Here is a 22,047-nt window from a genome sequence, read left to right as displayed (position 1 = left end):
GGCCTGCAAGGCAAAGCCATATCTGCGGATTAAGCGATTCTATTCACATCGAGAATCCACGGGTAACAGATAAAATGGATAAAACACCGATTAATGAGGTAAATAGGGATATGAGTGAAATTAATACAGTTAACTTACTAAATCAGATCAAGACAATGTCTGCTAAAGCTGAAGGCTCAGTTATTGAGACAGAAGCAAATCAATCTCCTTTTGGCTCTGTATTTCAACAAGCTATGAATCAAGTCAATGAATTAAATCAATCTGCTGATTCTTTAAAAGCACGTTTTGAAATGGGGGATCCTAATGTAAGCCTAGGGGAAGTTATGATAGCAGCTCAAAAATCCAATTTGGGGCTTGAAGCTACGGTTCGAGTTCGTAACAAAGTGGTACAAGCATATCAAGACATTATGAATATGCCAGTATAATTAGGAGTTTAATATGGCATTGGCTGATAGTGCATCAACAGTCGCAGCAAAATTTGCGAATCTCTCTATTGCTCGACAAATTGGTTTATTAGTAGGTGTGGCTGCCAGTATTGCAATTGGTTTAGCTGTTGTTTTATGGTCTCGCGATCCGAATTATGTTCCCTTATATACGCAAATGAATGCACGTGACGCTGCTGAGGTAGTATCTGCTCTTGAACGTAATGGAATTGATTTTAAGATTGATAATAACAACAGCATGATTATGGTTGCGGCTGATAATCTCCAAAATGCACGGCTTAAATTGGCAATGGAAGGATTGCCTCGTGATCCCGTTGGTTCAGAAGAACTTTTTTCAAATGCTAATGCATTTAATAGCAGCCAATTTATGGAGAATGCGCGTTATAAGCAAGCTCTGGAAGCTGAGCTGGCTCGTACTATAAGTAAGTTTAATGATATCAAATCAGCTCGAGTTCATTTAGCAATTCCACGCGAATCAGCTTTTGTTCGTGATGCACATGAACCCAGCGCTTCAGTTTTCCTTGATGTCTATTCTGGTTTAGAGCTTAAAAAACATACAATTGCAGCAATTGTGAATTTGGTTGCATCCAGTATTCCAAATTTATCTGCAAGTCGGGTGACTGTTGTCGATCAGGATGGGCAATTGCTAAATGAAGGTGGGGGGCAAACCTTTTTTACAGATACAGAACGATATTTAGATTACAGACAAAATTTGGAACATCAATATGCTCAAAAAATTCAGGATATTTTAACGCCAATACTTGGTTATGGTCGAGTTAGGGCGAAAGTTTCTGCGGATATTGACTTTACAAGTTATGAACAAACACAAGAAATGTTTAATCCTGAACTACCTTCTTTGCGTAGCGAACAAACAATGGAGGAAAAACGTAGTTCCTCAAGTGATGCTGTTGGAGTTCCAGGCACTTTATCTAATACACCACAAACCAATCCTGCTCTTGCAGCCAAGAATACTCCTCCTAAAAATGGCCCACCGCCACAAACGCAAACAGCATCGGATACAAATCAATCCACAGATTTGCGTAAGCAAAGCACCAAAAATTTCGAGTTGGATAAAACGGTTAGTCATACTAAAAATCAACCGGGGACAATTAAACGTCTCTCAGTCGCAGTTTTAGTAGATAATCGAGCGGTAATGGATGAGAAAACTAAAAAAATGACCAAAGCCCCGTTGACTCAAAAGGAAATTGATCAAATCAAATTGCTTGTTGCAGATGCAATTGGGTTAAATATACAGCGTGGTGATAGTTTGAATGTGATCAATACAGGTTTTGTTAAACCCGATCCTGTCGCGGCTATTCCTGAGGAGCGTTTTTGGCAGAAGGATATTTTCTGGTCGATAGTCAAGCAGGCAGTAGCTGCGTTATTTGTTTTGGCTTTAATCTTTGGTGTACTTAGACCAATGCTTAAAACACTTGCCAGTAATCGAAATGAGGGTAAAGTTGAGAGTGATGAACCGCCTATAGGAGACTTGACTTACGACGGAACAATCTCAATCAAAGATGCAAATGATTATGAGTCACAATTAAATTTATTACGGCAGGTTGTGGATAAGGAGCCCAAACGTGTTGCACAAGTAGTTAAAAATTGGGTTGATCGGGGGTAACTATGGATGGAATAGAGCGTGCGGCCATTTTACTATTGAGTATGGGCGAAAAAAATGCTGCTGAAGTATTAAGACATCTGGAGCCGAGGCAAGTACAAAAGGTGGGTGTTGCAATGTCGACGCTGAGCAATGTTACCAAGGCAAAAATGGAAAATGTATTGGTTGAATTTACCCATGCAATTGGAGAGCAAACGAGTTTAACAGTAGACACGGAGCATTATTTACGTACAGTACTCATTGAAGCTTTAGGTCTTGAAAAAGCGACTCCATTCATTGACCGAATTTTGGTTTCAGATAAAGACAGCGGACTCAATCGTTTAAAATGGTTGGATGGTCGATTAATTGCTGATGTAATTCGTAACGAACATCCACAAATTATTGCTACTATATTAATTCATTTGGATAGTGAGCAAGCAGCAGAAGTAGTGCGTTATTTTAGTGTCGATAAACGCTCGGAAGTATTATTGCGTATGTGCAATATTGATACAGTAAAACCAGAAGCGATATCAGAGCTGGGACAAGTTATAGAAAAACAACTTAGTGGGCAGAAAGTAAGTAAAACCGCCTCTGTAGGAGGCATTAAGAGTGTTGCTGATGTAATTAACTATTTCGATGGCTCTATGGAAGAAGAGGTATTAAATAAAATTAAAGATTGGGACGAAGAATTAAGTGAAAAAATCAGAGACAAAATGTTTGTTTTTGAGAATTTAGTGGATATGGATGATCGGAGCATGCAAACTTTATTGCGTGATGTGACGCCTGAGCAATTAAAGCTGGCTTTAAAAGGTACAACTGAACCGACCAAGGAAAAAATATTCTCCAATATGTCTAAACGCGCTGCTGATTTATTGCGTGAAGATATTGAGCTACAAGGTCCTGTGAAAGTTGTTGATGTAGAGCGTGCTCAACGAGATATTCTGGGTATAGCAAAAAGCCTTGCTGAAGACGGTAAGATTGCTCTGGGTTCCAAAGGTGGCGATGATATGATTTAAGGGTTTGAAGCGCAACAAGCTAGAATTATTTTTTAGTTTCATCCCACGAGGCTGCGTTTATGATTGGATATGATTTTCAGGATGATAAGTATATGTCGAATGAATTTGAGCCTTACCTTAAGAAAAGAGAAAGTAATAGTGGGTTTAGCGCTTGGGAATATGAGTCAATAACTCATAATGAAGCAAAAGTAGAAATTAATGAAGAGGAACTTTTTCTCGCTGAGTGTGAACGCCTAAAACAAGAGGCTATAAAAAAGGGCTATACCGAAGGCATGCAACAAGCACAAGCCGAAATTGAGGAAAAAAGAAAGCAGTTTTTACGATGGTTTGATCTATTACAAAATCCAGTAAAGCTAATAGACGAACAAGTTACGCAAGAGTTTATACAAACTGTAATTTGGTTAAGCCAGCATTGTATTGGGATTGAGTTATCCGTTCATCCTAATCTGTTAAAAAACATACTCAATGCCATCAAATTAGAGTTGCCTTCTTTACAAGCTAACAAAATCTTTGCTATGCATCCAGATGATGTAGCTTGGATTAAAAGTGAATTTGGTGAAAAAGAAATACCAGGTTTACAAGAGATTCTGGTAGCAGATCCTTTATTGAGCCGTGGCGATTTCTATTTAAAGGGCGAACACAGTGAATTGGATGGCCGAGTATATACCCGTCTAGCGACTTTGTTTACAAAGTATATTACTCAAGATAATCTAATTGCCCCCTTAAAAGATCAGGGTTAACCGATGAAAATTTACGAGTCTCATCTGGTTAAGGTATTGTCTGAAATTCGAGAAAAAGAACATTCAGGGTTATTACATTGCGGCCGTATAAGCCGGGCAGTTGGTCTTACTTTAGAAGCCAAAGGGTTTAATCAACCTGTTGGTGCACGTTGTTTTATTACTATTGATGAATCACGCACAATAGAAGCGGAAGTAGTTGGCTTTAGCCACGATCGAGTTTATTTGATGTCTATAGGGGCGATTCAGGGACTCGCCCCAGGAATGATCATTACGCCAACTGGACGCGTTGCACAGGTAGAAGTGGGGACTCAATTACTAGGGCGAGTTGTCAATGGATCTGGGGTTCTTATAGATGATGGTCCACCTCTTGAGATGAAGGATGCATATCCTTTAATTAGCCCAGCAGTTAATCCTTTAAAAAGGGCAGTCATAGATACACCTTTGGATGTAGGCATTCGTGCAATTAATGGATTACTTACTGTTGGGCGCGGACAGCGAATTGGATTGTTTGCGGGATCAGGGGTAGGAAAATCTGTTTTATTAGGAATGATGACTCGTTTTACCCAAGCGGACGTAGTTGTTGTTGGCTTGATTGGTGAGCGTGGCAGAGAGGTCAAAGAATTTATTGAATTGAATTTAGGTGAGGAAGGTTTAAAGCGCGCCATAATAGTGGCAGCTCCCGCAGATGAAAGCCCCCTAATGCGTTTGCATGGGGCTAAAGTAGCTACAAGTATTGCTGAGTATTTCCGCGATCAAGGTAAACATGTGCTACTGCTTATGGATTCATTAACACGTTTTGCACAAGCACAAAGAGAAATTGCTCTATCTATTGGTGAAGCACCAGCAACGAAAGGTTACCCTCCTTCGGTATTTGCGAAATTACCGAAACTTGTAGAACGGGCAGGTAATGGTGAACCAGGCAGCGGTTCGATCACTGCATTTTATACAGTTTTAACTGAAGGGGATGACTTGCAAGATCCGATTGCTGATGCAGCACGAGCTATTTTGGACGGGCATATTGTTCTAAACAGGTCTATTGCTGAAGAAGGACAATATCCTGCTATTGATTTAGAGGCATCGATAAGCCGAGTAATGCAAACTATAGTTCCTGAACAACAAATAAGTGATATGTTATTATTCAAAAAATATTTATCACTATATGAGAAAAACAAAGATTTCATTCTGCTCGGTGCATATGCTAAGGGAAGTGATCCTAATCTTGATAAAGCGATTCATGCTCGAGATAAAATTCGGGAATATATGGAGCAAGGTATCAACGAACGGTTCACCTATAAAGAAAGTGTGGCTATGTTATCCCAATTAGTATCATCTTTTGGAGCTAATTGATGAGTCAGCGATTGGAGCGTTTAAAACAACTTTTGCAGATCAAAAAGGAAGCGACATATGCCGCATATCAAGATCTTTTAAAAGCACAGGAACAATTCAAACATAATAAGTTAAAGCATGAGCAATTGGTGTCTTATCGACAGGATTATTTAAAACAAGTTGAGAAAATTGGTGAACAAGGTACTGTAGTTGCTCGACTACGTAATCGAATCGATTTTATTAGCCATTTGGACACAGCTTTAATACAATTGAATGCACATTTAGCTTATTTAGGGAAAGTAAGGTCTAAGGCCGAACTAAATTACAAACAGGCAAAGATTTCTGAAGAAGGGGTCAACCAATTGGTTGACCGGGTTAATAAGAGTGAACAACTCAAACTCCAGCGCATCGAACAAAAAGAAAATGATGAGTATGCGCAAAAGCAATGGTATAGTAAAAAAATCAATGAGTAATCGAACACTAAGCGTGAGCAAAGTAGTAAAAAGAATTTGGATGCTTTTAGCCATCCTGATTATTTTTATGGCTGTTTTATCCAGCATCTTCCGATCTTTGACACCCTGGGCGAAAGAATATAAGGGGGAGGTTGAACATCATCTCTCAATTCTTATAGGGCAACCCGTAACTATACAAGCGATGGAAACAGGATGGTATTGGTTCCAACCAGTGCTTAAATTAAATCAGGTTACTTTAGGTAATGATTCTGAGCATGCATTTCGTATCAATAAATTGTTAGTCGGTATTAACCTCTTTAAATCGTTATGGAATTGGCAGATCCAACCCGGGGTCCTCTATATTGATGACATGCATTTAAATTTGAGAGAGAAGGATCATCACTGGACTATTGATGGTGTTGCAACCGACTCGCTGAATAGCAGCGATATGACTCCCGAGAAAACCAAGCAGATTTTGATTTGGCTATCGCAACAAGAACACTTAATTATTAAGCAGGTTTCAGCATATTTCCATTTTAGTGATGGAGGATTGATTCCTGTTAATGGTTTAAATGTTTCGGTTATTAATCGGGGTGGGCATTATAAATTTAAGGGCGAAGCGCGGCTTGCACAAACCAGTAGTACTAATTTTCAGCTGCTAGGCGATGGATATTTTGATCCGGATCATTTTGAGGATATCGAAGGAAAGTTTTATTTTTCAGCCAAAAATGTTGTACCTGCTCAATGGCAAAGTTTATTTCCTAAAGCAACAGAACATTTGGAAGGTGGTAAGGGTTATATTAATTTATGGCTTGATGTGCATCATGGGGCGATTTCTTCAATACAAGCGCAGGTAACATTTAAGCGACTGGCTTGGAGACTATTGAACAATCAGCAGAGTCAGCTTATTCAATCATTCTTTGCCAATCTCTCTTGGAAGCCCGACAATTTGGGGTGGCAGTTTCAAGCCGATCCGATTAAATTGCGGGTGGGTGGTGTGACATGGCCTGAGAACAAATTATTGCTTAAATACAATAGAGAACAACAAAGTTACCAATTATTTGTAAAATCAATCATTATTGAATCGCTGTTTTCTAATGCGATTAACTGGCCCAAAAGCATCCAAAATATATTGAGCATGAAGCCTCAAGGAATCTTGCAAGATACCCAGATTCTTGTCGCCTTAAATACGAATGTTTCAGTTATTCCCCCAATCCCTGTTTTTAACACCTTTACTGTGAATGAACAATTAACATCACAATCCTCGTCATCTCTTGGCGCATCTCAGAATGCCAATGACACATTACACATAAGAGGAAATGATTTTTCCATAAATGACTATTCAATAAATTATGTTTTAACACGTTTTGAGCAATTAGGGTGGAATGCCAAGGACAATATTCCTCAAGTAAAAAATTTTTCAGGTGTCATAAATTGGCAGCCGGAACAAGGACGTTTAGAACTTGACTCTGAAAATACCTCAATAAAAGTTAAAGGTTATCCAGAACAAACATTAACCTTAATTAATGGAGCTTTTGATTGGAAAGAGTTAAGTGATGGTTTGCGAATAAGTATGGAACGACTTGTCATAAACCAGCCCGAACTCACATTAAGTATGCAAGGAGCAATCGATCAGGCGACTCGACAATCTGTAGGTAATATTCGTCTAGGCGCTGAGTTTTCTGGAAAAAATTGGCAGCAATGGGTTGCGTTTTTACCTAAAAAGCACATGAAACCCAAATTATATCTTTGGCTTAAGAATGACTTAAAACGTATCGCAGTCGCGAGTGGAAGAGTAAGAGTGAATGGTTTGGCAAAAGATTTCCCCTTTGATAACAATACAGGCGAGTTCACTGTAGAAAGTTATGCAAGCGGGGGAGAGCTTGCAATTAATTCCAAATGGCCGGTTGTAAAGGAGATTGATGGATATATTCATCTAAAAAATCGTAATCTGAATATTGATATAGTCCATGCTAATTTCCAGGGTGTACCTGCAAAGCAATTGTTTTTGCGCATTAATGACATAGGAAAAAATAAAGAGAGTTTATTGGTGACAGGGAAAATTGATGCATCAGTACAAAAAATGATGAATTATGTTATGGCGTCTCCGTTAAGGAAAAAGCTATCGCTTTTAAAAATGTTGTCTGTCAAGGGCTCAGCTTTACTTGATTTGAGTGTACAGGTGCCTCTATATCCAGAAAATGATGAAGTGCTTGCTAAAGGGAATGTGACCTTTAAAAATAATACGATCACAGTCAATCATGAATTAGGTCAATTTGCTGTACGAAATGTATCAGGTGGGTTGATGTTTAATGAAACAGGGATAATCGATAGTTACCTGTTTGCCAGTATCTTGGGACATCCAATGAATATCAAAATTCAATCAGTTAAAGTACCCAGGCCTGCTACAACGATCGCAATTGATGGAAAATGTACGGTTGATTCCTTGAAAAACCAATTTAAATTACCGTTTCTTTCTGTAGTTGATGGTTCATTCGATATGAACACGGTATTGAGGTTAAGTGATAAACCCTCTGAAGCAGACAGCATCAGTTTTAATAGTTCTTTAGAAGGATTGGATGTTAATTTGCCGGAGCCTTTAGGTAAAAAATCGGATACCAAGGCCCCTCTGGCATTAAATCTTGAGCTCAATGCGAAAAAATTAATGCGTTTACGAGGAAATTACGACAATCGTTTAAGTGCAGATCTGCTGTTTAAAAACGCGAAAGAAGCATATGCTTTTGATTCAGGACAAGTACGATTAGGTAGCGCCAATGCTGTAAATCAAAAATTACCTGGACTATCTATTGTTGGTGTTTTAAAAGGATTTGATCTACAAGAATGGAAGGATGTATATAATCAATTTTCTTCACCAAAAGCAGGAACATCCTTATTAAACAATCTGCGCATTATCAATGTAACTGTAGATAAATTGAGCCTTTTGAAGCAGCAATTTAATAAAATGATAGTCAAAGCAAAAATATTGCCTAGTAAAGATTGGTCTTTTAATTTACAGCAGAAAAACATTGCGGCGGATTTAATCTATCGAACACCTGCAAATGAATTAAGTGGTCATATCTACCATTTAAATTTAGATAAGATTGATTCAGTAGGAGAGGAACTTACTGAGGCTAACCAGGTGCATCCAAACCAAATACCGAATCTTAATTTACGAGTTGATAATTTGTCTGTAGGAAAAGTGCAAGTGGGTGATGTAACTTTAAAAAGCCAATCCACTGCTGGAAAATGGAAAATGGACTATTGCCAGATCACATCTCCAGTATATCAGTTTAATGTTCAGGGAGAATGGATTGAGAAAGAGAATCTAAATCAAACTAATCTTGATGTAAAACTGAATATCACAAATTTGGCTAAAACTTTGGAGCGTTGGCATATAACCCCAACGGTACATGCAAAAAAGGGATATATGGAATTTCATGGTGGTTGGAATAAAAGTTTGTATCAATTCTCTCTTGCTTCGTTGAAAGGATCGATGTATTTACAACTTAAAAATGGAAGAATTACGCATCTCAGTAAGGAGACTGAAGAAAAGTTAGGTCTCGGTAAATTATTAAGTATCCTAAGTTTGCAAACCATTCCACGCCGCTTACAATTAGATTTTAGTGATTTGGCACATCAAGGATATAGTTTCGATATTTTTCAAGGAAACTTCCTAGTGAATAAGGGAATTATGGGTACTCAAGACAGTTATCTTGATGGTCCTGTTGCTTATGCAAGCATGAAAGGAGATCTTGATTTAGTCAAACATACTTATGATCTGAACTTGAAAATATCCCCACATATAACTGCAAGTTTGCCTGTTGTTGCGACTATTGCTGGTGGTCCTGTAGCGGGTGTCGCAGCCTGGGTTGCAAATAAAATTATTAACCAAAGTATGCAAAAAATTTCTGCATACAGTTACAAAATTTCAGGACCTTGGAACGAACCTGTTGTTCAACAACTCGATATTATTAAGAAAATAATGAGAAAGGAAGAATCCTAATCTGAGGGATTTAGCTTAAATGTTACATCTTATATTTGATCGTTATTGGGATATTTGTTTATTAAAGGACAGCCCGGAAAACACACCTTACTCCATCTCCCGGATGGTATTAAGTAGTATTTTGTTGATTTTACTTATGACGATTGAATGGGATTATTCTTATTTCAATTCTTCTGAAGATCTAATCAATAATGCATTCATTTCAATATGCTTGGTTATTTCTTATATTATTTATACTTACCTGACTTTGTATTTTAAGGGATTGACTTCGCGATTGGTGCAAACGGTCACCTCGTTATACTGTATCAATATTATTATTCATATATTGGTGGTTCCTTTGATGATTCTTGCTCCTTATCTGTCTGCTCTTAATTTAAGAAATCCTTTATTAATATTTGTTGGTGTTCTTTATTTATTTTTCAGTTTAGGATTATCTGTTTGGCAGTTTGTTATCATAGCACATATATATAAGTTCGCTTTAAACACAACAGCGATTCAATCCGTCTTAGCTGCATTTGGTTTAATAGCGGTTAATGTTTTAACTGTTTCTTTATTAGAATGAAATTAGGATTATCATGCATTTACATATTTTAGGTATAAGCGGAACTTTTATGAGCGCTCTGGCTTTACTCGCGCGTGATGCAGGACATAAGGTTACTGGAAGTGATGCTAATTGTTATCCTCCAGTGAGCGATTTGCTTGCAGCAAAAGGAATAATCTGGACTGAAGGGTATGATGATACTACTTTAGCGTTGCAAGCAGATCTGGTCATTGTGGGTAATGCGATGAAAAGAGGAATGCCTGTACTTGAAGCAGTCATCGAATCAGGTAAGCAATATACTTCTGGACCACAATGGCTTGCTGAAAATATTTTATCCAAATATCAAGTAATCGCTGTTTCTGGTACGCATGGCAAAACGACGACTACTTCAATGATTGCCTGGATTCTACATCAAGCAGGATTTAATCCTGGGTTTTTAATTGGCGGTGTCTCTTCTGATTTCAAGACGAGTGCTTGTCTTGGTTCGGGTAAATGGTTTGTAATTGAAGCAGATGAATATGATAGTGCGTTTTTTGATAAACGCCCTAAGTTCATGCATTATCGTCCAAGAATTGCTATTTTAAACAATCTGGAATTTGATCATGCGGATATTTATCCTGATTTAGCAGCGATTCAATTGCAATTTCATTATCTGATGAGAACTATCCCAGCGAGCGGTGTCGCAATTAAACCACGAGATGATAAAGCATTGAATGAAGTGATTGCACGTGGCCAATATTCACGAATCGAAGAGTTGGCTTTGGATGGAGATGCTCAATGGTCAGCCCAATTGATTGAGGAAAATGGTTCTGCATTTAAAGTATTACATCATGGAAAGGAAGTAGCCGAAGTCAAATGGCCATTAATTGGGCGTTTTAATGTGGAAAATGGTTTAGCAGCTCTTGCTGCTAGTGTAAATGCTGGAGTTGAGCCAAAAGTTGCAGCGAAAGCTTTAGAACGTTTTACACCAGTTAAACGTCGATTAGAGGTTCGGTCAAATAAACATGATATAACTGTTTATGATGATTTTGCACATCATCCTACAGCCATTATGCGAACGGTTGATGCTTTAAAACAAAGTAATAGACATCAACGTATTTTTGCAGTGTTAGAGTTTGCTTCGTATACCATGCGCACTGGTGTTCACGCGGATGAAATGGCACATGCTTTGAAACCAGTTCATGGAGCGTATGTTTTAGAACCACACGATTTTAACTTGCATGAAACAGTAAGTAACTGGACTTGTCCTTATAAGATCTGTAAAAACCATGATGAAATTATTAAAGAAGTAACCGATACAGTGCAAGCAGGAGATGCAGTTTTGGTTATGAGTAACCGAGGTTTTAATGGGATTCATCAACAGTTAATCAATTCGATAGACGAGCGGTTTTCAAGATAATCTAGTAGTCTGAGCGCAGGGTAGTGGGATCCGGAAGCGATAATACTGTATTCTCCGATTCCACTGTGCTGTACTCGGGCTTCATTCTTAGTTTATAACTCCTTCTTCATATCTAACTTGCTGAGTTATCCTAGAACTTATTGGGCATAAAAAAACTAGAAAAAAGACGTTTAATTCTTTTTATGTTCAATTAGTTAAATTAATAGTTGCAATATTTTTTATAGGTTGCTATAAAAAATGAAGGCGTTTACATTTTTGGACAATGACGCGTTGCAGTTATTGCGGGTCAAAATTTGCAGGAGGGACGCAATGACAAAGTTTGCCGAATTTCAGCAAAAAGCGAAAAGACTAGCAACGTGTTTAGCGCGATCTTATGGACACCATGTGGGATGTTTGAATTTTTTCTCCTTATTCATTCCTAATCATGTTGCCATCGATGATGCGGATACAATAAGTATGCTGGCTCACAGTTTAGATGAGACATATGAGTTAATCCAATATGTTAAAGTTGTTAAGAGAGATCCTACGCTAACTCTAGATGATTTTAATGAATTTAGAAGACAGGTTCTTATTGGAATTTATTTGGTTAAGTGGTTCCAATACAGTTCTTCAGTAAGTAATTATCTTTATCAATCTTTGATTGATTTATTTCGTAGTCATTTAGAAGTCCAATCTCTTGAAGAAATGGACAAGGATTTTTTTAATTCATGTTTGAGCGAGTTCAGTTACTATTGCACATTTGTATTTGAACGACGCGAAGAAGAAACATACAGTGAGCTAAATAAGCGATTAGGAGCAACAATTCAAAAGGACATTCATGAAGCAAAATATTTTTCGTCTAGCAAGAATTCTTCATCTGTATACGGACTTTATAGGGGAATTATGAATTCTTTGGGAATGAGTATGTATTAAGGAGGATGTATGACTTTTATTCCGCCAACGTTTGCAAAATTTAGAGTCAATACGCTGAACCTAGAAACAAAATATTCCACTATATTAGGCAGATATACTGTAGTGGATGGCCAGGTTAATGATGGAGCATCTGCACTACAACAGTCTAGTCTTGATGTATTAATTGCTAGAACAAATGAAGTAATTAAATGTAAATCAGATCGAACCCCTCAGATTGAGGTGTTTAATCAATTGGTTAATGAATTACGTCAAATTCCAAAAGAAAATAAAAAAGATACAGAGCAGGGGGCTTTGTTTTTATTAGGAGCATTAATTCATCGTTATTTTCGATTAATTAAGGAATATGATAATTTTAATTACTATGCATCTTGGACTATATGGGGCAAATGTAATGTAACGGATTGTAAGTTATTCCAAGCGATAAGAAGAGCATTGAAATTTAAAGAATTAGACTCAGACTTGATAAAAAAGACATTTAGAGCAGATGATTTAAAAACTCTTGATGTTGTAACTATTGTCAAAGCATTAGAAGTCTTTCGTAACAACATGCTGCTTGAAGATAAAGAGAAAGTTCCTCGCTTCATGAAATACCCCCATTTTGCTGAAGATAGAAATTTCAAATCATACTTACAAGATATTATCGATGAGCATACGCGACGAGGTTCAGCTATCCTAAATCGGTTTACAGCAATTGAATTTGTTAAAACTCTAGCAGAGCAAATTGAAAATGAACGGCAACAGCTTGAAAAAGATATAGAGAAATGGTGTAAAGGGGTGGCAAAAGATTATAAAGATTTTAACGTCTTTAAAAATTTAGACGAAGAGGCAATTAATGTAAGTCTTATTAAATATGTTGAGTCAGACACATCAAGAAATATAATTTTTAGTTTATTTTATACTCCATTAATTCAAGAGAATCTTGAGACCACGGACCACAGTTCTTTTTTAACAAAAATGAAAGCCTGTTATGATTCTACGTGCAGCTATATGCTTTTTGGTGGTTATGTATTGTTATTACAGCAATCCAAGATGCTCGATACAGATCTGCTATTTACCCTCCAACAAGCTTTGGGTTTGGAAAAAAGTCTGGATGAATTGACTAAAGAGGACATGCTCGATGGGGTGAAGTTTCTCAAACAATTCCTCGAAACAGAGCCTGGTGCTGTTTTGGATTGCACATTTTTTAATGGAAAAGATAAGATGCTTACTGCCATCGCGAGAGCAGAGAAAGAGTTAACCATACAAGATGCACCGAAAAAAGAGGGAAGTTTAGTCCTCACTCATTGATTGTTACTGAACAGTAGCATGGGCAGTACAGCGGAACATTGATAAAGAAGTTGATTCATGCTCAGAACCAACTTTCGCTGTGCTGTACATGGCTACATTTTATGGTTTCGTTTTTAAAAAATCATTTTCTTGCTGGTTGTAATCAAGATCAAAACGAAACAAATTGTTGAATCCATTATCAAAGCTCTAATGAAAACGGATTAAAATTGGTTTTCACATCGAAGTGATCAACATTATCTTTTCTTTTTAAATAATTTGAAACTTGATATGTAATCGGCAATGCACATATTTCATACAGTACTTTGAATAAATACATCGTTTCAATAATTTGCCAAATGCCTGCGTAGGGGATTATGAACAAAAAGGCAATATGAGTAAAAAGTAGTGTATCGATACCAACGCCGATCATCGTGCTTGTAATCGCGCGCAGCCAAAGCCGCTCTCCAGATGTCAGCACTTTGAGTTTGGCTAAAATAATTGAATTGGCAAATTCACCAAAGAAGTAACTAATGACGGAAGCTGTGAAAACCCTTAATGTTCCTTGATATATTGTTGCATAAGCTTCTTGATGAGGCCAGTAGGGTGATGGAGTCAGATAAATGGTAAGCCAGGTACCCAAAAATACAATAGTATTCGCAAGTAATGCCATCCAAATGATCCGTCTACTTACTTTAAATCCATATACTTCAGTCAAAATATTATCAAAGACATAGGTTAAAGGGAAAAAAATTAAACCAGCAGCAAAATTGATGGAACCAAATGCAGCTATTTTAAAAGCAGCTAAGTTCGATAAGATTAAAAAAGTTGTAAACAATATACCTACACTAATGACACTGGATTTGTTTGCGGATGTTTGTTTGGGAAATCTTTTAATTAAATCCATATTATTGGTTTGTTCGGCAGAATATAAAGCCGCAATATGCACTACATCTTCATGCGAAAAATTATCCAGCCATTTTTTTTGATACAGTTCACTTATTGGCTTATCAAAATTTGCCGCCTTACCAGTAACTTGGACTTTAACGTAAATTTGAGCGGTATTTTGATAATTCTCATCAACTGAAATAATCCGATATGCATTAGAAATAATTTTACCTGCTGGTGTTTGATGCAGTTGTTTTATTCGATGAAATAATTTATTGATCATAGTTTTTATATTGAGAAATGATAAGGTCTGACGCCCTTATTATGCCTAAAAATAAAACAAAAGTCAGTGCGTTTGTGCCTGAGAACCTTATTGGTCAAAGCGTTCAAGTGGAACCTCTTACTTTAAGTCATTATGAGAGTTTGCGTCATCCAGCTAATGATGCAAACGATTAGACCAGATAGGAGCGGATCGTTAGAATGTTTTGTGGTTTGTGGGCATTGTAGCCTGGGTGCAGTGCACCCAGGTCAAATATTAGATTAATGACTCGTAAACTTCATCTCTCCATCTTTATAAGTCACCTTGATTGTTTCTCCTGACTTAAATTTTCCTGTCAGTATATTTTGAGCTAGAGGATTTTCCAGCTGTTGTTGAATAGTGCGTTTTAAAGGTCTTGCACCATATACTGGGTCAAAGCCTGCTTCTGCCAAGTGTGATAAAGCTTCTTGAGTTACATCAAGATGGATATCTTGTTGATTCAAGCGCTTTTGCAAGTAGCCAATTTGGATCGATGCAATTTTTGCAATTTGATCTTGAGCAAGGGCGTGGAAGACCACTGTATCATCAATCCGGTTAATGAATTCAGGACGAAAGTGTTGACGTACCATTTCCATAACAGCATCTTTAACTTGGTCGTATTTAAATTTGTTGCCCATTTCTTGAATCAGATTGGATCCAAGATTTGAAGTCATGACGATAATGGTATTACGAAAATCAACGGTACGTCCCTGGCCATCAGTCAAGCGCCCATCATCCATAACTTGCAAAAGTATATTAAACACATCCGTATGCGCTTTTTCTACTTCATCAAGTAAAATTACGGAGTAGGGTCTGCGACGGACTGCTTCTGTCAAATATCCGCCTTCTTCATAACCTACGTACCCAGGGGGGGCACCAATCAGACGGGCAACAGAATGTTTTTCCATAAATTCAGACATATCAATGCGTACCATTGCTTCTTCAGTATCAAAGAGAAAAGAGGCCAAGGCCTTACATAATTCCGTTTTACCCACACCCGTAGGACCGAGAAATAAAAACGAACCTATAGGACGGTTAGGGTCTGATAAACCGGCACGTGAACGACGAATGGCATTGGATACAGCATTTATTGCTTCATTTTGACCTATAAGTCGATGATGGAGCACATCTTCCATTTGGAGTAATTTTTCTTTTTCACCTTCCATCATTTTCGCTACAGGTATGCCGGTCCACTTCGATACGACCTCTGCTACCTCATCCTCAGTCACTTTGTTACGGACTAATTTGTTCTCATGCGACTCTACTTCGGCTACTTGAGCTAAGCGCTTTTCAAGTTCTGGAATGCGTCCGTATTGTAATTCAGACATTCGACTCAAATCACCAGCTCGACGTGCAGTTTCCATTTCAAGTTTTGCTTGTTCAAGCGCTTCTTTAATTTGAGTAGCTCCGTGCATTGTTGCTTTTTCTGCCTTCCATACTTCTTCTAAATCAGAATAGCTTTTTTCTAATTCGTCAATTGTATGTTGTAGATCGTCAAGTCGTTTTTTAGAGGCCTCATCATGCTCTTTTTTGAGTGCTTCACGTTCGATTTTTAATTGAATCAAACGTCGCTCTAATTTATCCATGCTCTCAGGTTTTGAATCTATTTCCATACGAATCAAACTTCCTGCTTCATCAATTAAGTCAATTGCTTTATCAGGCAGTTGTCTGTCTGTAATATAGCGGTGTGATAGAGTAGCTGCTGCGACTATAGCCGGATCCGTAATTTCAACCCCATGATGTACTTCATAACGTTCCTTTAAACCACGCAGAATAGCAATAGTGTCTTCCACACTGGGTTCATCAACCAGAACTTTTTGGAAGCGTCGCTCCAAAGCGGCATCTTTTTCAATATATTGTCGATATTCATCTAAAGTGGTTGCACCGATGCAATGGAGTTCACCGCGTGCTAAAGCTGGCTTTAGCATGTTTCCTGCATCCATTGCACCTTCTGCTTTTCCGGCACCAACCATAGTATGAAGTTCGTCAATAAAGAGAATAATTTGACCTTCTTGTTTTGCTAAATCATTCAGAACTGCTTTAAGGCGCTCTTCAAACTCACCGCGGTATTTTGCCCCTGCAATCAATGCCCCCATATCTAAAGAAAGCAATCGCTTATTTTTTAAACCTTCAGGAACTTCACCATTAATGATGCGTTGTGCCAGTCCTTCAACAATCGCAGTTTTACCTACACCGGGCTCACCAATCAAAACGGGGTTGTTTTTTGTACGTCTTTGCAACACCTGAACAGTTCTACGAATTTCATCATCGCGTCCTATCACCGGATCTAATTTACCTTGTTCTGCTCGGGCGGTTAAATCAAGGGTATATTTTTCCAGGGCTTGGCGCTGTTCTTCGGCATTAGCGTCATTAATGCTTTCTCCACCTCGCAACTCAATAATTGCATTTTCAATTGCTTTGGCTTCGCCGCCAGCTTGCTTAAGCATGCGAGAAAGACTGCCTTCTTCGCTTATTGCCGCTAAAACAAAAAGTTCACTGGAAATAAAATTATCCTTTTTTTGCTGTGCCAGCTTATCTGTAAGATTTAATAAACGATTTAATCCGTTGGAAATATGGATATCACCACCCATACCAGAGACTTTAGGAAGTTTATCTAATGCTTGATCTAAGAGAGTCCTTAATAAAGGGATATTGACTCCGGCTTTACTCAACAGGGGTCTGCAGCTGCCTCCTTGTTGATCCAAAAGGGCTTTCATTAAGTGCTCTGGTTCGATAAAGCCATTATCTCTCCCTAAAGCGAGAGATTGGGCATCTGCCAGGGCAATTTGAAACTTTGATGTAAGCTTATCCATTCTCATGATATATAACCTTCTAATGGGTTAATGGGTGTGTTAATTTTCTTGTATCTACCGTAAAATGGGGATTATTTTAATTATTTCAAGTGATGATTATGACAAACAACCATTCCCCTAACTCTACTTCGGATTCTCAAGCTTTGCTGAATCAAATCATTATTGATTATATGAAAGAAGCAAAAAGGAAGCGGAGATGGAAGTGGTTTATGCGTGTTATTTATTTACTTATCATTGCTTACGTTGTATATCAAGTATCAATGAGTACTAATGAAGACATAGGCACTAATACTAAGCCTCATGTTGGTATAGTCGATATTACTGGAGAAATGGCTGAAGCGAAAGCCAATGCCGATGATTTCGCCAAGGGATTAGATTCAGCTTATAAAAACTCTGGATTAAAGGCTGTAATTGTACGTATTAATAGTCCTGGCGGTAGTCCTGTCCAGGCTGAATACATGTATAACATGATAAAGTTTTATCAAAAAAAATATCCTGATATAAAAATTTATGCTGTTTGTGTCGATGCATGTGCTTCCGCTGCTTATTACGTTGCTGTTGCTGCAGAAAATATTTATGCCAGCCCGGCAAGTATGGTTGGCTCTATAGGTGTTTTGTATAATGGTTTTGGCTTTGTTGATTTAATTAACAAAGTTGGCATTACACGAAGATTACAAACTTCTGGTGTAAATAAGTCATTTTTGGATCCTTTTAGTCCTGAAACAGATTTTGCGAAGCAAAAACTACAGGCCATGCTAGATCAGGTTCATGAGCAATTTATTAATCGAGTAAAAGAAGGTCGCGGAGATCGTTTACATATTGATAATGATACATTCTCTGGACTTTTTTGGACTGGGCAACAAGCTTTAGCAATGGGGTTAATTGATGGTTTTGCGAGCAGTGGGCAGCTAGCGCGTGAAATAATTAAGATTTCTGATGTTATTGATTATACCCATAAGCAAAATCTTTTTGATCGAGTGACCAAAAATCTAGGCACTGCTCTGGCTGATGAGCTTCCTTTAAGTTTTGGAGTGAAGCAGGGGTTTAAATAAGGAGTAATCTTGATATCTCGTAGCCCGGGTTCTGCTACGCTTCACCCAGGCTACGAAGTATGTACGCTTCGATTTATTTCAAAACAGGAGAAATGGTTTGTAATAATGATTTAAACACTTTAGGTGTTCCAGCAACAATGTCTCCATGTTTGAGGAAATCATCGCCACCTTGTAGATCGCTAATCAAGCCACCCGCTTCTCTAATTAATAAAGATCCCGCTGCAATATCCCAGGGCCGTAAACCAAACTCCCAAAATCCATCAAGGCGTCCGCTAGCAACATAGGCCAAATCAAGTGCAGCAGATCCAGTTCTTCTGACTCCGGCACACTTGCCAAATAATGCTTCAAATGTCGGTAAGTATCTTTGTGCTACGTTGATGTCACGAGATGGGAAACCTGTTCCTAAAAGGGAGAACATCAGTTGAGTTTGTTTGGAAACACGTATTCTTCGATCATTCAAACGTGCCCCACGTCCTCGGCTTGCAGCAAAACATTCATGCCGTAATGGATCATAAATAACGCCATGCTCTATTCTTCCTTTAACTTTCACTGCTATTGAAACGGAAAAGAAGGGGAAGCCATGTAGATAGTTAGATGTTCCATCTAATGGATCAATAATCCAGATCGACTCGTTATCACCGTCTTGAACACCGCTTTCTTCAGCGAGGATTCCATGGTCTGGATACGCTTTATGAATTGTATGAATGATAGCTTGTTCTGCTTTGATGTCTACTTCGCTAAAATATTCATGGTTATTTTTAGCAGTAATTTTGAGACGATCCACTTGCTCCATGTGTCGAATTATAATATCACCGGCTTGTCGTGCTGCGCTAATTGCTATATTTAAAAGTGGTTCCATGAATATACTCTTTAATCTACAAAACCGGTGATTCTATCATATTTTTTTTGCGCAAATAGAGTTAATTATGAAAAAAGCAAAAATCGTAAAAAAGTAAGTTCGATGATATGATATAGAGATCTCAATGCATTAATAAAAGTTTGTATATGAAGTTAAGTTCAATTCGCATTATTCTATTGGCTACATCTCATCCAGGTAATATAGGCTCGACAGCCAGGGCAATGAAAACTATGGGATTAAATTCATTATATCTGGTTAAGCCCAAATCGTTCCCCGATTATAAAGCAAAAGAAATGGCCGCTGGGGCCGATGATCTTTTGGAGAGTGCTATAGTTACTGAGACTTTAGACGAAGCATTAATTGGTTGTCAGCTAATTTTAGGGACTAGTGCGAGACCTAGAGGACTATCGTTACCTGGCTTACTTCCTGCATCTTGTGCCGATTTGGTAAGTAAGCAAGCAGAAGATACACAAATTGCAATAGTCTTTGGACGAGAACATGCGGGCCTTACTAATGAAGAGCTCCTAAAATGTCATTATCATATTCATATTCCAAGCAATCCTGAATATAGTTCGCTGAACCTGGCACAAGCAGTACAGATTGTTGCTTATGAGTTGCGAATGAAGATATTGGCCCCGAAAGCCGAAGTAGCATTACGCCAGGATGAATATGCTACAGCGGATGAAATTGAACAATTTTATGAGCATTTAAGGGATGTTTTTATTGAGATTCAATTTTTAAAAGCGTCAAATCCTCGTCGTTTAATGCAACGAGTACGAAGATTATTCAATCGCGTCAATTTGGAAAAAATGGAAGTTAATTTATTACGTGGTATGTTGAGTCAGGTACAGAAATCTCTCGAATGGGCAAGCAAAAGGGGTGGGAGTGAGCGAGATAATTAAAATACCAATCTATTTTGATTATATGGCAACAACACCGGTTGATCCGCGTGTAGTGGAGCACATGATCCGTTATTTAGGACCTGATGGGGATTACGGTAATCCTTCTTCAGTAACTCATGAATACGGTCGAGTCGCATCTCTTGCAGTAGAGCATGCACGCTTACAAATTGCGGATTCGATCCATGCGTCGACACAAGATATCGTATTTACTTCAGGTGCTACTGAAGCGAATAATTTGGCAATTATAGGTGCAGCTCACTTTTATAAGAATAAAGGGAAGCATTTGATTACCATGAGTACCGAACATAAGGCAGTACTCGATAGTTTTAGCCGCTTGGAAAAAGACGGATTCGAAATAACGTATCTACCACCAGAAGCAAATGGTTTACTCGATGTTGAAAAACTGAACCAAGCTTTAAGACCTGATACTATTTTGGTATCCATCATGCATGTGAACAACGAAATTGGTGTAGTCCAAGACATTGAGGCTATTGGGACTTTATTACGTAATAAAGGAATTATTTTTCATGTTGACGCAGCGCAAAGTGCCGGAAAAATTCCCATTGATCTCACCCATCTTTCTGTAGATTTGATGGCGTTATCAGCACATAAAAATTATGGCCCCAAAGGTGTAGGTGCACTTTATGTGAGACATAAACCACGCATTCGTCTGCAGCCGCAAAGTTTTGGCGGCGGGCATGAAGGGGGGTTGCGCTCAGGAACTTTGGCTACACATCAAATTGTAGGTATGGGAGAGGCATTCGCATTAGCCGAACGCTTACGAGATGAAGAGCAAGCACGACTTTTAAAGTATCGCCAGCGAATATGGAACGGCATTAAACATTTGCCAGGCATTCAGATTAATGGGGATGAACAAAAGCGAATCGCTGGTAATCTGAATATAAGTTTTTCCGGTTTGGATGGGGATTCTTTACTGCTGGCATTAAGTGATTTAGCTGTCTCTACTACGTCAGCCTGTAGTTCCGCCAGTATCCAACCTTCGTATGTATTGAGGTCTTTAGGATTAAGTGATGAGTTAGCACAAAGCACGATTCGATTGTCTCTTGGGCGCTTTACTAAGGAAGCAGAAGTGGAGCATGCGATAAACGTTATTTGTACGCAAGTAACCCGGCTGCATGAAATGTCACCATCATGATGTATAATAAAATTGTACGAGATTGTTTTTTTTCACCGAAACATGTCGGTGTTGTCGATTTAAATGATCATTTTGCTGTTGTTGTTAAAAACAACCAAAAAGGTCAGGGAGTTATTGAACTCTACATGCAGTGCAATCCAGATGATACAATTGTACGAGCTTGTTTTAAAACCAATGGTAATCCTTATGTAATTGCTAGTCTGGAATGGTTATGTAGACAGCTGGAAGGGAAGACCATAATGACTGCACCACAAATTGATTATCAGTCCATTGTGAACGAATTAAATATCCCTGTCGCTCAGTATCCTATAGCATTAAGGATTGTTGACGTTTATAAAGAAGTATTGCTTTTAATGAAGAAGATAAATCGAATCGAGAGGTAAC

Annotated in this window: 19 protein-coding genes; 16 read left to right on the top strand and 3 right to left on the bottom strand. The window is 38.2% G+C overall.

Annotation, left to right across the window (positions count from 1 at the left end):
- Window positions 1–110: 110 nt before the first annotated feature.
- From fliE to ELY20_RS10145, 11 genes are all read left to right on the top strand, one after another.
- Entirely contained in the window at window positions 111–425 is a 315-nt protein-coding gene (gene fliE, locus ELY20_RS10195) for a flagellar hook-basal body complex protein FliE (RefSeq protein WP_110142177.1), read from the top strand.
- A gap of 13 nt (window positions 426–438) precedes the next feature.
- Window positions 439–2,067: a flagellar basal-body MS-ring/collar protein FliF gene (gene fliF / locus ELY20_RS10190; RefSeq protein WP_110142176.1), complete on the top strand. Its 1,629-nt coding sequence runs from the start codon at window positions 439–441 to the stop codon at window positions 2,065–2,067.
- Between the two features lie 2 nt (window positions 2,068–2,069).
- Entirely contained in the window at window positions 2,070–3,059 is a 990-nt protein-coding gene (gene fliG, locus ELY20_RS10185) for a flagellar motor switch protein FliG (protein WP_110142175.1), read from the top strand.
- A 92-nt stretch (window positions 3,060–3,151) separates the two neighbouring features.
- Window positions 3,152–3,799, top strand: a complete 648-nt coding sequence (locus tag ELY20_RS10180; protein WP_110142215.1) for a flagellar assembly protein FliH — start codon at window positions 3,152–3,154, stop codon at window positions 3,797–3,799.
- Between the two features lie 3 nt (window positions 3,800–3,802).
- On the top strand, window positions 3,803–5,146 hold the full coding sequence (gene fliI / locus ELY20_RS10175; RefSeq protein WP_110142174.1) for a flagellar protein export ATPase FliI: 1,344 nt from the start codon (window positions 3,803–3,805) through the stop codon (window positions 5,144–5,146).
- A complete protein-coding gene (fliJ, locus tag ELY20_RS10170) occupies window positions 5,146–5,598 on the top strand; it encodes a flagellar export protein FliJ (RefSeq protein WP_058467987.1) in 453 nt (150 codons plus the stop codon). The genes fliI and fliJ overlap by 1 nt, the downstream gene beginning before the upstream one ends.
- Window positions 5,591–9,580, top strand: a complete 3,990-nt coding sequence (locus ELY20_RS10165; protein WP_110142214.1) for a YhdP family protein — start codon at window positions 5,591–5,593, stop codon at window positions 9,578–9,580. The genes fliJ and ELY20_RS10165 overlap by 8 nt, the downstream gene beginning before the upstream one ends.
- A 19-nt stretch (window positions 9,581–9,599) precedes the next feature.
- Window positions 9,600–10,142 carry a hypothetical protein gene (locus ELY20_RS10160; protein ID WP_110142173.1) on the top strand — a complete coding sequence of 181 codons (543 nt, stop codon included), beginning with the start codon at window positions 9,600–9,602 and terminating at the stop codon, window positions 10,140–10,142.
- Window positions 10,143–10,155: 13 nt separating this feature from the next.
- Complete coding sequence (gene mpl / locus ELY20_RS10155; RefSeq protein ID WP_165831589.1) at window positions 10,156–11,520, top strand: UDP-N-acetylmuramate:L-alanyl-gamma-D-glutamyl-meso-diaminopimelate ligase; 1,365 nt, start codon at window positions 10,156–10,158, stop codon at window positions 11,518–11,520.
- A 309-nt stretch (window positions 11,521–11,829) separates the two neighbouring features.
- Window positions 11,830–12,432 carry a hypothetical protein gene (locus ELY20_RS10150; RefSeq protein ID WP_110142171.1) on the top strand — a complete coding sequence of 201 codons (603 nt, stop codon included), beginning with the start codon at window positions 11,830–11,832 and terminating at the stop codon, window positions 12,430–12,432.
- A 9-nt stretch (window positions 12,433–12,441) separates the two neighbouring features.
- Window positions 12,442–13,719, top strand: coding sequence for a hypothetical protein (locus ELY20_RS10145; RefSeq protein ID WP_110142170.1), 1,278 nt, complete (start codon window positions 12,442–12,444; stop codon window positions 13,717–13,719).
- A 178-nt stretch (window positions 13,720–13,897) separates the two neighbouring features.
- On the opposite strand, the gene ELY20_RS10140 is transcribed toward ELY20_RS10145, so the two are convergent.
- On the bottom strand, window positions 13,898–14,866 hold the full coding sequence (locus ELY20_RS10140; protein WP_110142169.1) for a queuosine precursor transporter: 969 nt from the start codon (window positions 14,864–14,866) through the stop codon (window positions 13,898–13,900).
- Window positions 14,867–14,883: 17 nt separating this feature from the next.
- On the opposite strand from ELY20_RS10140, the gene ELY20_RS10135 reads away from it, so the two are divergent.
- A complete protein-coding gene (locus ELY20_RS10135; protein WP_199739225.1) occupies window positions 14,884–15,039 on the top strand; it encodes a hypothetical protein in 156 nt (51 codons plus the stop codon).
- Between the two features lie 84 nt (window positions 15,040–15,123).
- Here ELY20_RS10135 and clpB read toward each other — a convergent pair whose 3' ends face one another.
- Window positions 15,124–17,700, bottom strand: a complete 2,577-nt coding sequence (clpB, locus tag ELY20_RS10130; RefSeq protein WP_110142168.1) for an ATP-dependent chaperone ClpB — start codon at window positions 17,698–17,700, stop codon at window positions 15,124–15,126.
- A gap of 92 nt (window positions 17,701–17,792) precedes the next feature.
- Between clpB and ELY20_RS10125 the strand changes: the two genes are divergently transcribed.
- Window positions 17,793–18,746: a S49 family peptidase gene (locus ELY20_RS10125; protein ID WP_110142167.1), complete on the top strand. Its 954-nt coding sequence runs from the start codon at window positions 17,793–17,795 to the stop codon at window positions 18,744–18,746.
- Between the two features lie 73 nt (window positions 18,747–18,819).
- Here ELY20_RS10125 and ELY20_RS10120 read toward each other — a convergent pair whose 3' ends face one another.
- Window positions 18,820–19,605, bottom strand: a complete 786-nt coding sequence (locus tag ELY20_RS10120; RefSeq protein WP_110142166.1) for an inositol monophosphatase family protein — start codon at window positions 19,603–19,605, stop codon at window positions 18,820–18,822.
- A gap of 146 nt (window positions 19,606–19,751) precedes the next feature.
- Between ELY20_RS10120 and trmJ the strand changes: the two genes are divergently transcribed.
- From trmJ to ELY20_RS10105, 3 genes are read left to right on the top strand one after another with little or no spacing between them, the layout of a single operon-like run.
- The gene (gene trmJ, locus ELY20_RS10115; RefSeq protein WP_110142165.1) at window positions 19,752–20,507 is read left to right on the top strand and encodes a tRNA (cytosine(32)/uridine(32)-2'-O)-methyltransferase TrmJ; all 756 of its coding nucleotides are present in this window, start codon (window positions 19,752–19,754) and stop codon (window positions 20,505–20,507) included.
- On the top strand, window positions 20,491–21,663 hold the full coding sequence (locus ELY20_RS10110) for an IscS subfamily cysteine desulfurase (RefSeq protein ID WP_110142164.1): 1,173 nt from the start codon (window positions 20,491–20,493) through the stop codon (window positions 21,661–21,663). The genes trmJ and ELY20_RS10110 overlap by 17 nt, the downstream gene beginning before the upstream one ends.
- Entirely contained in the window at window positions 21,660–22,046 is a 387-nt protein-coding gene (locus ELY20_RS10105; RefSeq protein WP_110142163.1) for an iron-sulfur cluster assembly scaffold protein, read from the top strand. Before ELY20_RS10110 ends, ELY20_RS10105 begins: the two co-directional genes overlap by 4 nt.
- Window position 22,047: the final 1 nt, after the last annotated feature.

Source organism: Legionella qingyii, from assembly GCF_003990155.1.
GTDB lineage: Bacteria > Pseudomonadota > Gammaproteobacteria > Legionellales > Legionellaceae > Legionella > Legionella qingyii.
This window is presented reverse-complemented; position numbering and strand designations above follow the sequence as displayed.

What these genes read in the sequence shown, in the direction of transcription:
- fliE (WP_110142177.1), top strand. Translation starts at nt 111, where the DNA reads ATGAGTGAAATTAATACAGTTAACTTACTAAATCAGATCAAGACAATG.
- fliF (WP_110142176.1), top strand. Translation starts at nt 439, where the DNA reads ATGGCATTGGCTGATAGTGCATCAACAGTCGCAGCAAAATTTGCGAAT.
- fliG (WP_110142175.1), top strand. Translation starts at nt 2,070, where the DNA reads ATGGATGGAATAGAGCGTGCGGCCATTTTACTATTGAGTATGGGCGAA.
- ELY20_RS10180 (WP_110142215.1), top strand. Translation starts at nt 3,152, where the DNA reads ATGTCGAATGAATTTGAGCCTTACCTTAAGAAAAGAGAAAGTAATAGT.
- fliI (WP_110142174.1), top strand. Translation starts at nt 3,803, where the DNA reads ATGAAAATTTACGAGTCTCATCTGGTTAAGGTATTGTCTGAAATTCGA.
- fliJ (WP_058467987.1), top strand. Translation starts at nt 5,146, where the DNA reads ATGAGTCAGCGATTGGAGCGTTTAAAACAACTTTTGCAGATCAAAAAG.
- ELY20_RS10165 (WP_110142214.1), top strand. Translation starts at nt 5,591, where the DNA reads ATGAGTAATCGAACACTAAGCGTGAGCAAAGTAGTAAAAAGAATTTGG.
- ELY20_RS10160 (WP_110142173.1), top strand. Translation starts at nt 9,600, where the DNA reads ATGTTACATCTTATATTTGATCGTTATTGGGATATTTGTTTATTAAAG.
- mpl (WP_165831589.1), top strand. Translation starts at nt 10,156, where the DNA reads ATGCATTTACATATTTTAGGTATAAGCGGAACTTTTATGAGCGCTCTG.
- ELY20_RS10150 (WP_110142171.1), top strand. Translation starts at nt 11,830, where the DNA reads ATGACAAAGTTTGCCGAATTTCAGCAAAAAGCGAAAAGACTAGCAACG.
- ELY20_RS10145 (WP_110142170.1), top strand. Translation starts at nt 12,442, where the DNA reads ATGACTTTTATTCCGCCAACGTTTGCAAAATTTAGAGTCAATACGCTG.
- ELY20_RS10140 (WP_110142169.1), bottom strand. Translation starts at nt 14,866, where the DNA reads ATGATCAATAAATTATTTCATCGAATAAAACAACTGCATCAAACACCA.
- ELY20_RS10135 (WP_199739225.1), top strand. Translation starts at nt 14,884, where the DNA reads ATGATAAGGTCTGACGCCCTTATTATGCCTAAAAATAAAACAAAAGTC.
- clpB (WP_110142168.1), bottom strand. Translation starts at nt 17,700, where the DNA reads ATGAGAATGGATAAGCTTACATCAAAGTTTCAAATTGCCCTGGCAGAT.
- ELY20_RS10125 (WP_110142167.1), top strand. Translation starts at nt 17,793, where the DNA reads ATGACAAACAACCATTCCCCTAACTCTACTTCGGATTCTCAAGCTTTG.
- ELY20_RS10120 (WP_110142166.1), bottom strand. Translation starts at nt 19,605, where the DNA reads ATGGAACCACTTTTAAATATAGCAATTAGCGCAGCACGACAAGCCGGT.
- trmJ (WP_110142165.1), top strand. Translation starts at nt 19,752, where the DNA reads ATGAAGTTAAGTTCAATTCGCATTATTCTATTGGCTACATCTCATCCA.
- ELY20_RS10105 (WP_110142163.1), top strand. Translation starts at nt 21,660, where the DNA reads ATGATGTATAATAAAATTGTACGAGATTGTTTTTTTTCACCGAAACAT.